The sequence below is a fragment of the Lentzea sp. NPDC051208 genome, assembly GCF_040682435.1.
Taxonomy (GTDB): Bacteria; Actinomycetota; Actinomycetes; order Mycobacteriales; family Pseudonocardiaceae; genus Lentzea; species Lentzea kristufekii.
Genome location: NZ_JBFBAW010000022.1, coordinates 39,941 through 53,593, shown reverse-complemented (window position 1 = coordinate 53,593; position 13,653 = coordinate 39,941). Strand labels below are relative to the sequence as shown.

The following is a 13,653-nucleotide window of genomic DNA, read 5'->3' as shown; positions in this document are numbered from 1 at the left end:
CGAAATCGGCCTGAATTCCCGTTCGAAGATGGGGCTCGAACCGTGCAGTCATTCGTGGTGGGACTCGGCCGGGCCGGAGCGGGTCTGCATCTTCCGGTGCTCGCGAAAGCGCGGGATCGCGACCCGCGGCTCTTCGGTGATCAGGACGTCGTGGCGTGCGACCCACGCCGCACGCTGCCCCGCCGGCCCGGTCTCGTCGCCACCGCGAGCATCGGCGAGGCGGCCGGCGGACTCGATCCCGCCGGCACCGTGGTGCACATCTGCACACCGCCGACCGAGCGGCACGCGGTGATCACCGAACTGGCCGGGCTCGGCTTCCGCAACATGATCGTGGAGAAGCCGCTCGCGTCCGACGCCGACGACCTCGCGCGGATCATCCGGGTGCGGCGCAAGCACCGGCTGCACATCGAGGTCGTCGAGCCGTGGCTCACCAGCACGCTCACCAGGCGGCTGATCGAGCTGACCAGCTCCGGTCTGTTCGGCGCGCCGAGGTCGATCACGATCGTGCAGAACAAGCCGCGGTTCCGCCGTTCGTTCGCGGCGCCGGGCCATCCGACGGCGTTCGACGTCGAGTTGCCGCACGGCGTCGCGCTCGCGTTGCGGCTGGCCGGTGCCGCACGGGTCACCCACGCGGCGGGAACGGACCTCGAGGTGGACGGGCAGTTCAGCCCCCGGATGGGCGGCGCGGACGTCGGTCTCCGGCACAACTCGGGCGTCCGCACCGAGATCAGCTCCGACCTCACCAGCCCTGTGCGGGAGCGGCGGATCACCATCGACTTCGCGCACGGCAGCGCGGTCGGGCACTTCGCGGTGAGCGACGACGACGACCACTCGCAGCTGACCCTGCGGGCGAACGGCCTCAGCGAGCACGTGGTGCTCCGCGACGACTCGCTGACCGAGTGGATGGTCCAGGCCTACCGCAGGTTCCGGGCCGGCGGGGAGCAGACGCGCGGGTTCAACTTCGCCGCCGAGGTCGTGCAGCTGTTGTCGGTGGCCAAGAACATCTGTGCGGAGCCGGTGGTGCCCGCGGCTCGCACGGAGACCGGCCCCGTGGCGATGGCGCACCATGCCGGCTGACGTCGTGCTGGCGGGCATCACCGACGAAGCGGCGCACGATCTCGCCACCCAGATCGAGGTGCTCGCCGAGCTCGGCTGGCCCGCGATCGAGCTGCGCACGATCGACAGGCGGGCCGTCGCCGACCTCACCGACGACCAGTTCGCCGCGGCGGCGACGGCGTTGGCCGACAGCGGGTTGCGGGTGATCTGCCTCGACTCGCGGATCGGCAACTGGGCCCGTCCGATCACCGCGGACTTCGAGCAGGACCTCGCCGAACTCGACGTGCTCGCCCGCCGCGCCAGGTCGGTCGGCACCCGCTACCTCCGGATCATGTCGTACCCCAACGACGGCCTGAGCGATCACGACTGGCGCACCGCGGTGATCACCCGGATCAAGGCGCTCACCCGCAGGGCCGAAGCCGCCGGCGTGACGCTCCTGCACGAGAACTGCTCGGGCTGGGCGGGCACCGGCGCCGCACGGATGCTCGAGCTGCTCGACGAGGTCGCGAGCCCGGCCCTGAAGCTGTTGTTCGACACCGGCAACGGCGTCGCGCACGGCTACGACGGCTTCGACCTGCTCGGTGACATCGCCGGCCACGTCGAGCACGTGCACGTCAAGGATGCGGACGCGCACGGGTTCACGCTCCCCGGCGAGGGAACCGCGCGGGTGGCGGAGTGCGTGAAGCTGTTGCGGGCGAACGGCTACCGCGGCGCCTGGTCACTGGAACCGCATCTCGCCCTGCGCCCGCACGAGCCCGGTGAGCTCGCCGGCGACGCGGTGGCGTCGTTCCTCGCGGCGGGCCGGGCGATGGCGGAACTCCTCCGGTGATCGGACCGGACCGGGACCTGCTGCTCCGCCTGCTCAGCCTGCCGACCGCCGGCCCGCTGGAGACGACGGCCGAGGTCCACCTGTGGGAGGCGATGGACGTCTTCGCCTCAGCGGCGGCCGGTGCCGGCTTCCGCGTCGCGCATCTCGCCGCGCCCTCGCCGTCGGTTCTTCGCCGTCCGGACGTGCCGTCGGTCCTCCACGACGTGGGGCCGGAGTTCCTCGCCTGCCAGCCGAGCCTGGTGCTCCGGCTCGGGCCCGCCGAACCTGCCGTGATGTTCAACGTGCACCTCGACACCGTGGCGCCGTTCGAACCGGAGGGCTTCGACGGCACCAGGTTCCACGGGCGCGGCGCGATCGACGCCAAGGGCCCCGCCGTGGCGATGCTGGCCGGGATCCGGGCGGCGATCGCCGCCGACCCGGCGGTCGGCCGCGACGCCGGAGTGCTGATCCAGGCCGTGTCCGGCGAGGAGGGCGGCGCCATGGGCACGTTCGGCACCCGGCCGCTCGTCGAGGCCGGATTCCACGGCGGGCTCAACATCTTCTGCGAGCCGACCGGGCTGCGGCACCTGCCGCGCTGCACCGCGGCCATGACGGCGAGCGTGCGGGTCGACGGCGACGACGCGATCGACGACGAACCGCACCGGGGTCACAACGCCACGGTGCTGCTCGGGTTCCTCGCCCAGCACCTCGCCGCCGGACTCGCGCCGCGCGGGCAGGTCTGCGTGGCGGGGCTGCACACCGGCCGGTTGCACAACCGGGTCTACGGCAGCGGCGAACTGCTGTTCAACATGGCCTACGACTGCGCGGACTCGGCGCGGACCATGAGCGCGGCGATGGAGACCGGCCTGCGGACCGGGCTCGCCGAGTTCTCCGACCGCTTCCGCGAAGTGCCGTTCTTCCACCGCACCGCCGCCGACGCCGCGGCGATCACCAGTCTGCGGTGGGCTAAGCGCGGGTTGCCCGCGCTGCCACCGCAGGACATCCCGCTGCTGGACGCGATCGTGCCGCGGTGGCCCGCCGGCGAACCGGCCTTCACCTGCGACGCCATCTGGCTCGCCGATGTGCCGGACGCCCGGACGGCGGTGCTCGGTCCGGGTTCGCTCGGCGCCAACAACGCTCACGCTCGTGGTGAGTTCGCCGATGTCGCCGAACTCGACCGGTTCAGCGACATCGTGCGCGACATCGTGTTGCGGTTCACCAGGAATGGAGGAGCATGACGGTTCTGGTGCCCTATCGGACACTGCTGTCCACAGTGGCCGACGTGTTCGCCGGCAGGGGGATGCCCGCCGGCCGGGCTGCGATCGCCGCCGAGGCGCTGTGCCACGGCGAGCTGACCGGCATGACGTCTCACGGCCTGGTCAACCTGACCCGGTTGTACCTCCCGCTGTTCGACGACGACCGCACGGATCCCCTGGCGGACATGGTGATCCAGACCGATCTCGGCGCGTGCGTGCTGGTCGACGCCCGGCGCACGCTCGGGCTGTGGTCGGCGAGCCAGGCCGTGGAACTGGCTTGCGCCAGGGCGTCCCGGCACGGCATCGCGATGGTGTCGTTGCGCGGCGCCACGCACATCGGGTGCGCGGGCCACCACGCCGCCAGGGCTGTGCCGCACGGCATGATCGGCCTGATCGCGTCGAACTGCGGCGGTCAGCGGATCGCCCGGCCACCCGGTGGCGCCGTCCCGATGCTCGGCACGAACCCGCTCGCCCTGGCCTGTCCCGCCGGCGACGCGCACCCGTTCGTGCTGGACATGAGCACCACCGTCGTGCCGACCGGCCGGGTGCGCGCCGCGGCTCGCGCGGGCGAGCCGATCCCACCGGGCTGGCTCGCTGCCGCCGACGGCACACCGGTGACCGACCCGGCGGCGTTCGACCGGGGTGACGCCCACCTGCTGTGGCTGGGCGGCGAGCCCGAAACCGGGGCCTACAAGGGTTTCGGTCTGGGTCTGCTGGTGGAGGTGCTCGCCGCGCTGGTGCCCGGTGCGGCGCTCGGCGCGTTGTCCGCCGACGGCGACCGGGACGACGACATCGGCGTCCTGGCGGTCGCGATCGCGCCGGATCTGCTGCGCACCGGTTTCGCCGCGGACGCCGCGTCGCTCTTCACCGCGGTGCGCGGCTGGCCCGCGCTCGACCCCGCCGCCCCGGTGGCCTACCCGGGCTGGCACGAGGGTGAACGAGCGGCGCGGTTGCGGGAGCACGGTGTGCCCCTGCCGCGCGCGTTGTTCGAGGAACTGCGGTCGGTGACGACGGGGGTGCCCGCGTGATGCGGCTCGGCATCGTCGGACTCGGCGTGATCTCCCGTTTCTACCTGACCGCGCTGGAGAGGTCCCCGGACTTCACGCTCGCCGCGGTCTGCGATCGGGACCCCGCCGCGCTGGCGGGTCACGGGGTACCCGGCTACCGCGACCACCGCGAGCTGCTCGCCGCGGGCGGGCTGGACGCGGTCGTCGTCACCGCGCCGAACGACGTGCACGCCATCGTGTGCCGCGACGTGCTCGAAGCCGGACTGCCGGTGTGCGTGGAGAAACCGCTGGCCACCACTCTCGCCGACGGCCGTGACCTGGCCGGGCTGGCCGCCGGGCGGCAGGTCGCGTTGTTCACCGCGTTCCACCGCCGCTACAACAGCAACGTGCTCGCGTTGCGCGACCAGATCGGCGCCGCGACGATCGAGTCGATGACGGTGCGGTACCTCGAACAGATCGAGGACCACGTCGGCCACGACCGCTGGTACCTCGACGCGGCGCGCTGCGGCGGTGGCTGCGTCGCGGACAACGGCCCGAACGCGCTCGACCTCGTCCGGCTCTTCCTCGGGCCGGTGACGCTGCGCGGCGTGCGGATCGACCGCGACGACGTCGGCGTCGACCGGCAGGCGGTGCTGACGCTCGACCGTGCGACCGTGCAGCTCGACTGGTCGTTCTCCGGCGAGGTCAAGGACGTCGAGGTCCGGCTGTCCGACGGGTCGGTGCTCCACGCGGACATGCTGGCCGGTTACCGGGAGTTCAAGGAGTCGCTCCGGCACGAGTACGAAGGCGTGCTGCGTGAGTTCGCGCTGGCGGTGCGATCGGGGGCCGCGTGGTCCGACGGCGGCCTGGCCGCGCTGTCCGTTGTGGACGAGGCGTATCGGAGGGAGACGCATGCGTGAGGACGGGCCGAAGCGGGAGATCACCGCCACGGTCGTGAAAGTGCTGGTGCACCAGCGCGACGACCGCGGCATGAGCCTGGAACCGTTCGCCAGCCGGTGCGTGCGCGAAGGTGAGGTGCACGAGCTGGTCACCACCGACCACGACGACACCACGCCCGGCGCGCGGATCGACCGGGTCGGTTTCCTCGGGTTCGCCGAGATCGGCTGCGCGGGCGTGATCGACCGCGGTGACGAGGTGTGGATCGGCGGGGTCCGGGTGGGCACGGTGCTCGGGTTCGACGCGTGCCACTTCCCCAACCACTACAACATCCTCGTCCACGTGCCACAGCTGCGCACCGGGCCCGATCTCGGCATGAAACCCGAGCTGGGCGTGCGGTTCACCCAGTCGAGCTGAACACAGCGGAACGGGCCCCGGGCGAATCCGCCCGGGGCCTGTTCCGCCGCGCGGTCAGCGGCCGAGCAGCGGCACGTCCAGCTTGCCCATGTGGTAGTCGCGCACGGCGAACACGAGCTCGTCGACTGTCAGCTTGCCGTTGCCGTTGGCGTCGATCTTCCGGAACGCGTCCGCGGCGGCGGAAGGCTCGACTCCGACGGCGTCCAGCCACTTGCCGAACTCCGCCGGGCTCACCTCACCGTCCCCGTCGGTGTCGCACATCCCGACGATCGCCGCGATCGTGGGACGGACGACCCGGTTGAACCCCGAGTCGCCGTCCTGGAAGATCTGCGACTCGGCCACCTCGATGAACTGCTCCTCGGACATCGCGCCGTTCGGTCCGACGCCCGCCTTGGTCGCCAAGTACTCGAACATGCTCGTGAACGCGTCGATCAGGGCGCGCGCCTGCGGCGACGCGGCGTCCTCGCCGAACGCGTCGATGATCCGGCGGGCCTCGGCCTCGTAGTCGGACCTCTCGATCCGGCCGTTGTTGTTGACATCCCATTTCGCGAAACGCTTCTTGAGCCGGTCGTTCTTGGCCGTGGAGGTCGTTGCGGCGGTCATTCGGGCACACTCCTTGTACGGAAGTTCGGAAGAACTGATGTCCGCCTGCCGGGCCTCACCCCCGGCAGGCGCCCCTGCGACAGGCGCACTTACAGGCGCACGACCTCCTCTCCGGGAACGCGGCCCGTCACGTCGAAGAACAGCCGGGCGGTCCTCGCCAGCCGGCCGAGGTCGTAGTCGCGGTGAGCGACGAGCAGCACGGCGGCGTCCGCGGTGCGCAGAGCCGTGCCGAGATCGTCCACGGCCGGCCCGAGTTCGGGCACCACACCGGCCACCGGGTCGTGGTAGGTCACGATCGCACCGAGGCCACGCAGGCGCAGCGCGATCCGCACCGCGGCGGACTCACGGGTGTCCGGCACGTCCGCCTTGTAGGTGAGACCGAGCAGCAGGATCTTCGTCCCCCGCAGAGGTCTGCCGTATTCGGCGAGCAACCTCGTCACGCGTTCGGCCACGTAGGACGGCATCTGGTCGTCCACCCGCCGTGCCGCGTGCACGACGCCCAGCCGGGTGCCTTCCCGTTCAGCCTTGTCCAGCAGGTACCTGGGGTCGACCGGAATGCAGTGCCCGCCGGCGCCGGGGCCGGGCACGAACGGCGCGAACCCGAACGGCTTGGACGCCGCGCAGTGCAGCACGTCCCACACGTCGACGCCGATGGTGTCGCAGAACATCGCGATCTCGTTGACCAGCGCGATGTTCACGTACCGGTAGGTGTTCTCCAGCAACTTGGCCATCTCGGCCTCGCGGGTGCCGCGCGCCACCACCACCGTGTCGACGAACCGCCCGTAGAACGTGGCGCAGTGCTTGGCGCACAACGGAGTGTGACCGCTGACGACCTTCGGCGTGTTGCGCAGGCCGAACCGCGAATTGCCGGGGTCGATCCGCTCGGGCGAGTAGGCGAGCGGGAAGTCCTCGCCCGCGATCAGCCCGTGCCGTTCCAGGATCGGCCGGACGACCTCGTCGGTGGTCCCCGGATAGCTGGTCGACTCCAGCACCACCAGGGTGCCGGGCCGTAGGTGTTCGGCGACGGTCGTGGCGGCGGAGCGCACGGCGGCCAGATCCGGCCCGCCTCCGGCATCGAGACCGGTGGGCACGCAGATCGTGATCGTCTCGGCACCGCTCAGCACCGCCGGATCGGAGGTGACGGTGAAACCCCTGGCCTTCATCGCCCGCAGTTGAGCCGGCGACACGTCGAGCACGTGCGAACGGCCCTCGGCCACTCCGGTGACCACCTCCGCCGAAGTGTCGTACCCGATCACCGACAACCCGGCGGCGACGGCTTCGGCGGCGAGTGGCAGTCCGACGTAGCCGACGCCGACCACGACAAGATCGACAGACACGTGTGTCCTTTCCGACTCGTCACACCAGGGGGTCAGTCCTTGACGGAGAAGGCACCGCTGCCGGGGGTGACGTGGGAGCCGTGCTCCTCCCCGACGACCAGCCCGGGGGTCAGGCAGAGCGGGTCTGCGTGCACGAGGACGTCGGTGTTGGTCAGGTTCACCAGCACGTGCGCGTCAGCCGGGAGTTTGTTGCAGCCGCTGGGATTCTTGTAGATCTTGACCGGCGTGACCTCGGTCGAGAACACCGCCACCCGGCCTGCCGCGGCCTGCGCGGGAGGGCTGACCGAGGCGAGCAGAGCGGTAGCGGCGAGCGTGCTCAACGTTGCGGAGACAAGGCGTTTCATGGTGTCCTCCAGGTCCGGAGATGTCGCTCTCCGTACGCTAACAGCGACTGAGCGCTACCTCGGGTTCGCGACCGAACATCACGCGTCCAGGTTGCGGTCGGCCGGGAGGAGCATCCGAACGGGGTGACCGGAGCGCCCCTGAGTGTTCTTCCACCGCGGACGTTCCCCATGAACGAGCAGACAGCTGAACCATCGGGCGAGAGCGGCGTGACGACCCACCACTCAGCGCAGTCCCGGGCTCGCCCGTGGCCGGCCGTCAGTCCCGAGGCTCCAGGTAGCCGCGGGAGAACGCGGCGGCCACGGCGGCTGCCCGGTCGTTGACGCCCAGCTTCGCGTACACGTGCAGCAGGTGCGTCTTGACCGTCGTCTCGCTGATGTGGAGCCGTTTCGCCGCCTCGCGGTTCGTCGAGCCCTGGGCGATCAGCTCCAGCACTTCCCGTTCGCGCTGGGACAGCGGTGCCGGAGCCGGTTTGCGCACCTGGCCCAGGAGCCGGGTCGCGACGGTGGGTGAGAGCACCGCCTGCCCGCGTGCCGCGGCCTCCACCGCGCGGACGAGCTCCTCCCTCGGCGCCTCCTTGAGCAGGTAGCCGGTGGCGCCGGCTTCGATGGCCGGCAGCACGTGGCTGTCGGTGTCGTACGTGGTGAGCACCAGCACCCGGGACGGCACCCCGCGCTTCACCAGCTCCCTGATGGCGGCGACGCCGTCGGTGCCGGGCATCCGCAGGTCCATGAGGATCACGTCGGGGCGCAGGTGCTCCGCGGCCGCGACCGCTTCCGCGCCGTCACCGGCTTCGCCGACCACCTCGAAGCGCGGATCGGCACCGAACATGCCCCGCAGCCCGTCCCGCACCACCGGGTGGTCGTCGACGATCAGCAGTGAGATCAACTCGTGCTCCCGGCGGGGATCGCCGGCACCGTCACCGTGATCGCGGTGCCTGCGCCTGGCTCGGACTCGACGTCGAGCCGGCCCGCGAGGCGCTGCACCCGCTGCCGCATGCCGGCGAGGCCGAAGCCCCCGTCCGGGGAGCCGCCTGCTCGCTCGGCGCCGGGCAGGAAGCCCACTCCGTCGTCCAGCACGTCGAGCGTCACCAGGTCCTCCATGTACGACAGGGTCAGGGCGACGCGACCGGCTCGTGCGTGCTTCGCGACGTTGGCGAGAGCCTCCTGCGCGGTGCGCAGCAGTGCCACCTCGACGTCGGTGTGCATCGGCCGGGCGTCGCCGGTCGTGGTCAGCACCGCCTCGACGCGGTTCACCTCCGACCAGCGCTTGGCCACGTCGCCGATCGCGTCCGGGAGGCGGGAGTCCGCCAGCGCGGACGGTCCCACCGCGTGCACCGACCGGCGGGCCTCGACGAGGCTCTCGCGGGCCAGGTCCATCGCGTTCGCCACGTGCCGGCGCGACACCGCCGGTTCGTCCGCCGCCTGCTCGGCGGCCTGGAGCTGGGTGAGGATGCCGGCCAGGCCCTGGGCGAGGGTGTCGTGGATCTCCCGCGCCATCCGCTGCCGCTCGTCGAGCACGCCGGCCTCGCGTGCGCGCACCAGCAGTTGGGCGTGCAGTCCCGCGTTCTCCGCCAAGGCGGTCTCCAGCTCGGCGTTGGCCCTGTGCAGCTCGGCCAGCGCCCGCTTCTGCCGGTGGTTGCGCCGGTCGGACATCACGTCGGCGTGGAAGCCCGCCGTGGCCATCACCGTGGTGAGCGCGCTGACGGCGGGCCACTTCCACCACTCGTCGGCCGTGATGTTGTCCGACCCGCCCACGTAGGAGACCGCCGAGACCGCGGACGTGACCGCCACGCCGACGTAACGCCACCGGCCCTTCAGGTACTGGAAGGCGTGGACGTAGCCGACGAACGCGAAGAAGCCGAACCACGGCGTGAGCAGCACCAGGCAGCCGGTCAACGCCACGAGCCCCGTGTAGTACACGCCCATCACCGGGCCGTTGCCGTGCAGGTCCGGGCGGAACGTGTGGAACCAGACGACCCACGCGGTGAGCAGGGCCGAGAGCCCGAGCACCCACGGGAGGTGCACCGTTGCGTCCCAGAGCGGCTGCAGCAGGGCGAACACGATGCTGACCGCCAGCAACGGGTACGGGAGCACCTTCAGGACCGCGGTCTCCTTGCGCTCCCAGCGGTCGAACTCCTCGCGCAACTCGGCCTCGACGCCCACGACCTGCATGATCGCACGCCCGCGCCCGGCTACACCGTTGCCCGCACGGCGGGCACACGGCGCAGAGCGCCCGAGATCGCCCAGCTCGCGACCACGGCGATCACCAGGGTCAGCAGGAACTCCGGCACGGGTCCCGCGTCGAGTGAGTGCAATGCCGCTTCGGCTCCGACGATGACCGGCGCGTGCACGAGGTAGACGGCGAAGGCGTTGTCGGCGAGGTAGCGGCTGAACCGCGACGTGCCGGCGGCGAAGCGTTCGAACACGCGGAGCAGGACCAGGACGACGCCGACCGCGAACAACGACTCCGCCAGGGCCAGCGCCAGGTGGGCGAGGTCGTGACCGGCCAGGGCACCGGACGCCCCGAAGCCCCGGTAGCCGCCGAGTGCCAGCGGCACGAGCGACGCCACCACCAGGAGCACGCCGAACCAGCCCGACCTCCGCGGAAGCGTCGCGAGCCAGCGGTGGCGGTACGCCGCGACGCCTGCGGCGAAGAGCAGCACGTACTGCGGCAGGTAGGCAGGGCTGGGCAGGCCGAGCAGCGGCTCTTTGGTGCCGTGCGGGACGAAAATCCGCCACGCATAGGTGACCACGCTGAGGACGAGCACGAAGGCGAGCAGGTCCCGCCACCGCAACGGCAGTGACGGCACTGGTCCCGCGGTCGCGCGCAGGTGCCGCAACAGCGCGTACGCGAGCGAGAAGAGCAGCAGCAGTTCGAGGAACCAGGCGGGCCCGACCTCCCAGGTGGTGAGGTAGTAGACCGCGAACGACGGCCGGGTCGCGGCCGGGAGGGTGACGTAGTCGGGCAGGACGAAGAACGGGCGCAGCAGCACGATGAACCCGAGGAACGGGATCCCGAGCCGCTTCAGACGCTCGGCCGCGAACTTGCGCGGGCCTCTTCTGTCGGCCGCACCGGGTGCGAAATACCCGGACAGCAGGAAGAAGAACCCCATGAAGAACGTCTGGTTGACCAGGAGCAGCAGGTCCAACGGCTCCGCCGCGGACGACGGAGCGGGGTGCTGCCACTTCGGCCAGGCGTCGAGATTGCTGTAGGGAGCCGCGGAGTGGTGCGCGACCACCAGCAGGGTCAGGAAGACGCGGAGGTTGTCGATGTGGGAGATCCGCGCCGGGCGCTGCACCTCGATCAGGGTCATGCCCCGAAGCCTGCGGCTTGCAGCGCCGCGCCGGATCGACCACGCGGGCGGGGATCACGGCGGACGCGGTAGAGCCCCTCCATCCTCCGATCGGAGGATGCGAAACGAAGAAGGGTGCGTGCATCGCCTGATGCACGCACCCCTCCGAGTTCTCAGGTCACTTCTTGAAGACGTCCTTGACCTTCTCGGCCGCCTCCTTGAGGTGACCCTTGCTCTGGTCGGTCTGGCCCTCGGCCTGCAGGCCCGGGTCGTCGGTCGCGTCGCCGACGCCTTCCTTGACCTTGCCCTTGAGCTGGTCGGCCTTGGCGTCGAACTTGTCGTCGGTGCCCATGTCGTCCTTCCCCGACACCTGACTCTCAGGTGCGACATCTGTCTCTGGGTGCCCACGCAGCCGAACCTCAATCCTCGATCGCGTCACTGTGCCGTTCCCGGACCAGGTCAGGAACTCTGCAGGATGACATCGATCTGCTTGCCGAGCTGGGCGTACTTCTGCGTGTACAGGACGGGGAAGACGCCGGGCGGGTCCGCCGGACGGACGGCGTCCACGTAGTCCATGCCCAGGTTGCCGAACACGACGACGATGTAGTCACGCTTGTTCTTCCCGGGCAACGACTTCACGATGCCCGCGTCGGAACCCGCGTTGGCGGTCCAGCCGGTCTTGTGCGCGAACGTCACCTCCGCGGCTTCGTTGCACGGACGCACGTCACGGTCGTAGATCGCGTCGCCGACGGTCACGGTGCCGTCCGGCTCGATCCAGCGTGACGGCACCTGCTGCGGGATGCCCTGCACCGGGTAGCCGCGCCCGCACCAGTTGGACGTGGACAGCATCTCGTTGTGGCCCTGGCCCGCCAGGGTCTCCAGGAAGAACTTCCGCGACGACGGTGAGAGTTCGTCGGCGGTGACCGGTTTGCCCTCGCTCGTGATCCACAGCACGCCCTCGCCGCCGTTGACCAGCAGCAGGAGCTTGGCGGTGTCGAGGCCGCTCATGTTGGCGCCTCCCCAGCCGCCCCCGTTGCCGGGATTCGTCCTGGTGACCATCAGCGTCGGCATTCCCAGCTCCGCGAACGTCCGGTTGACCTGATCCCACGCGTTCAGGTCGTGGAGCAGCTTCACCAGCGAGCAGGTGGACTCGTTCTGCGACTTCGTGATCATCTCGTCGAAGTGCTGCCGGATCTTCTTCACCGTCGGCCCGCCGCACGCCTCGCTCGCCGGGTTCGGGTCGAAGGCGTAGTCGGCGTCGAGATCGATCTTGCCCAGGTCCACCAGTCGCAGCACGCCGAAGCCCACCAGCAGCTTGAGCACGGACGCCGGGTACGGCGAGGAGAAGTCGATCGGCGCGTTCTCCCGGCCTGGCACCACGTCCCGAGTGCCCACGCCGCTGGTGTCCCACTCGACGTTGTCCCACCAGCGATAGCGGACCTGGTCGGTGGACAGCCCCTGGGGCTGGACCGGCACCACCACGCCGTTCGGGTGCTGCGGGCTGAGCAGTACGTTCGCCACGTCCGCCGCCCGGCCGGCAGCGTCGAGCTTGATGATCGCCACGTCCAGGTTCGGCGTCTGGTGCAGAGGTCTGCCGTCGGCGCGCGTGCGGGCCCGCTTCATCAGCTCGGCAGGTGAGGGGTCGTACATCTCCTGTTGCGCCAACGGTTGCGTGCCGGGCGGAGTCAGGTCGACGACGTCCTTGAAGTTCTGCGCCACGATCACCTCGCGCAGGCGCTCGGCCAGCGGCCGGCCATCCGCTGCGGCCACCGGCGTCGTGGAGGCGGCTGCCGCGAGCGCCGCGCACACCAGGCTGATCCACTTGAGCTTCATCCCGGTCCTCTACATCGGACGTCGATGGCTCGGTGAACCGGCCGGTTCGGGCGAACCGGCGGTGACGGTGCCGACCGCGGTTCGCACGTCGTCGGTCTCACCTGGCCACTGGGGCGCCGTCGCGTCTCTCGCGGGCGCGCCCACGTACTTGGCGTAGAGCTCGTCGAAGATCGGTGTCCTGGTCATGCGGACCATGGTGAACAGCAGAGATGACAGATCACGTGACAACCCGCCTAAACCGCTAGAAGAGGTGATGTGAGCGCTGCCGGCAAACCCTTGCGGCGCAACGACAACCGGATATGCGGTGAAGCGCCCGGCTGCTTGTCGCAGCCGGGCGCTTCACGGGAGAACACATCGCCACCACGCGCGCCGCGTCAGGCGTACCGGCCCCCGAAGTGATCAACCGGTAGGAGCCAGTACGTCGGCGACTTCACGTGATGTGCCGCGAGTCAGCGGTCCGAGTCGTCCTCGTGGTGGTGGTGGTGCACGTCCTCGATCTCGATGTCGGGGTTCGCGCACAATCCGCTGTCGTTGTTGGAGAGGATCGGCACCGCGATGACGTTCACGTCGACGTGGCAGACGTTGATGTCGCTGAGCAGCTCGGAGTCTTCCATGTTCACGAGGCCGACCTGGTGGTCGTGGTCGTACTTCGAAGCGAGATCCATCATGTCATCCATCGCGCCGCCCTGGGTCGCGAAAGCGGGCGTGCCCATCATCAGGAAACCCGCGCCCACAGCAGCCGCGGCGATAGCCTTCTTCAGCATGACGATTTTCTCCTACGAGGCAGTTGTTGATCCGCACGTGCAACAAGGAGAGGAACGGA

General features: G+C 70.3%; 16 protein-coding genes. 6 read left to right on the top strand and 10 right to left on the bottom strand.

The annotated features are described in order from the left end of the window. Positions 1 to 42 precede the first annotated feature (42 nt). From AB0M48_RS38195 to AB0M48_RS38170, 6 genes are read left to right on the top strand one after another with little or no spacing between them, the layout of a single operon-like run. Entirely contained in the window at positions 43 to 1,077 is a 1,035-nt protein-coding gene (locus tag AB0M48_RS38195) for an oxidoreductase (protein WP_363851785.1), read from the top strand. Further along, positions 1,067 to 1,885: a sugar phosphate isomerase/epimerase family protein gene (locus AB0M48_RS38190; protein WP_363851782.1), complete on the top strand. Its 819-nt coding sequence runs from the start codon at positions 1,067 to 1,069 to the stop codon at positions 1,883 to 1,885. The genes AB0M48_RS38195 and AB0M48_RS38190 overlap by 11 nt, the downstream gene beginning before the upstream one ends. Then, the gene (locus AB0M48_RS38185; protein ID WP_363851778.1) at positions 1,882 to 3,102 is read left to right on the top strand and encodes a M20/M25/M40 family metallo-hydrolase; all 1,221 of its coding nucleotides are present in this window, start codon (positions 1,882 to 1,884) and stop codon (positions 3,100 to 3,102) included. The genes AB0M48_RS38190 and AB0M48_RS38185 overlap by 4 nt, the downstream gene beginning before the upstream one ends. Beyond that, positions 3,099 to 4,148, top strand: a complete 1,050-nt coding sequence (locus tag AB0M48_RS38180) for an Ldh family oxidoreductase (RefSeq protein ID WP_363851775.1) — start codon at positions 3,099 to 3,101, stop codon at positions 4,146 to 4,148. Before AB0M48_RS38185 ends, AB0M48_RS38180 begins: the two co-directional genes overlap by 4 nt. Further along, the gene (locus AB0M48_RS38175; protein WP_363851772.1) at positions 4,148 to 5,026 is read left to right on the top strand and encodes a Gfo/Idh/MocA family oxidoreductase; all 879 of its coding nucleotides are present in this window, start codon (positions 4,148 to 4,150) and stop codon (positions 5,024 to 5,026) included. The genes AB0M48_RS38180 and AB0M48_RS38175 overlap by 1 nt, the downstream gene beginning before the upstream one ends. Further along, a complete protein-coding gene (locus AB0M48_RS38170; RefSeq protein WP_363851769.1) occupies positions 5,019 to 5,420 on the top strand; it encodes a hypothetical protein in 402 nt (133 codons plus the stop codon). Before AB0M48_RS38175 ends, AB0M48_RS38170 begins: the two co-directional genes overlap by 8 nt. A gap of 54 nt (positions 5,421 to 5,474) precedes the next feature. Here AB0M48_RS38170 and AB0M48_RS38165 read toward each other — a convergent pair whose 3' ends face one another. The 10 genes from AB0M48_RS38165 to AB0M48_RS38120 all read right to left on the bottom strand — a co-directional run bounded on the left by AB0M48_RS38165 (position 5,475) and on the right by AB0M48_RS38120 (position 13,594). Continuing rightward, positions 5,475 to 6,023 (bottom strand): EF-hand domain-containing protein, encoded by a 549-nt coding sequence (locus tag AB0M48_RS38165; protein WP_363851766.1) that lies wholly within the window; start codon positions 6,021 to 6,023, stop codon positions 5,475 to 5,477. A gap of 89 nt (positions 6,024 to 6,112) precedes the next feature. Next, positions 6,113 to 7,360: a nucleotide sugar dehydrogenase gene (locus AB0M48_RS38160; RefSeq protein ID WP_363851763.1), complete on the bottom strand. Its 1,248-nt coding sequence runs from the start codon at positions 7,358 to 7,360 to the stop codon at positions 6,113 to 6,115. A gap of 32 nt (positions 7,361 to 7,392) precedes the next feature. Then, positions 7,393 to 7,704, bottom strand: coding sequence for a hypothetical protein (locus AB0M48_RS38155; RefSeq protein WP_363851760.1), 312 nt, complete (start codon positions 7,702 to 7,704; stop codon positions 7,393 to 7,395). A 256-nt stretch (positions 7,705 to 7,960) separates the two neighbouring features. Next, on the bottom strand, positions 7,961 to 8,590 hold the full coding sequence (locus tag AB0M48_RS38150; protein ID WP_363851757.1) for a response regulator transcription factor: 630 nt from the start codon (positions 8,588 to 8,590) through the stop codon (positions 7,961 to 7,963). Then, entirely contained in the window at positions 8,587 to 9,876 is a 1,290-nt protein-coding gene (locus AB0M48_RS38145; protein ID WP_363851754.1) for a sensor histidine kinase, read from the bottom strand. The genes AB0M48_RS38150 and AB0M48_RS38145 overlap by 4 nt, the downstream gene beginning before the upstream one ends. A gap of 20 nt (positions 9,877 to 9,896) precedes the next feature. After that, positions 9,897 to 11,018, bottom strand: a complete 1,122-nt coding sequence (locus tag AB0M48_RS38140) for an acyltransferase family protein (protein WP_363851750.1) — start codon at positions 11,016 to 11,018, stop codon at positions 9,897 to 9,899. Positions 11,019 to 11,175: 157 nt separating this feature from the next. Beyond that, the gene (locus AB0M48_RS38135) at positions 11,176 to 11,349 is read right to left on the bottom strand and encodes a CsbD family protein (RefSeq protein WP_258952818.1); all 174 of its coding nucleotides are present in this window, start codon (positions 11,347 to 11,349) and stop codon (positions 11,176 to 11,178) included. Positions 11,350 to 11,456: 107 nt separating this feature from the next. Next, a complete protein-coding gene (locus AB0M48_RS38130) occupies positions 11,457 to 12,830 on the bottom strand; it encodes a serine hydrolase (protein WP_363851745.1) in 1,374 nt (457 codons plus the stop codon). 9 nt (positions 12,831 to 12,839) lie between these two features. Continuing rightward, complete coding sequence (locus tag AB0M48_RS38125; RefSeq protein ID WP_363851742.1) at positions 12,840 to 13,016, bottom strand: hypothetical protein; 177 nt, start codon at positions 13,014 to 13,016, stop codon at positions 12,840 to 12,842. Between the two features lie 263 nt (positions 13,017 to 13,279). Continuing rightward, on the bottom strand, positions 13,280 to 13,594 hold the full coding sequence (locus AB0M48_RS38120; RefSeq protein ID WP_363851739.1) for a hypothetical protein: 315 nt from the start codon (positions 13,592 to 13,594) through the stop codon (positions 13,280 to 13,282). Between the last annotated feature and the right edge of the window lie 59 nt (positions 13,595 to 13,653).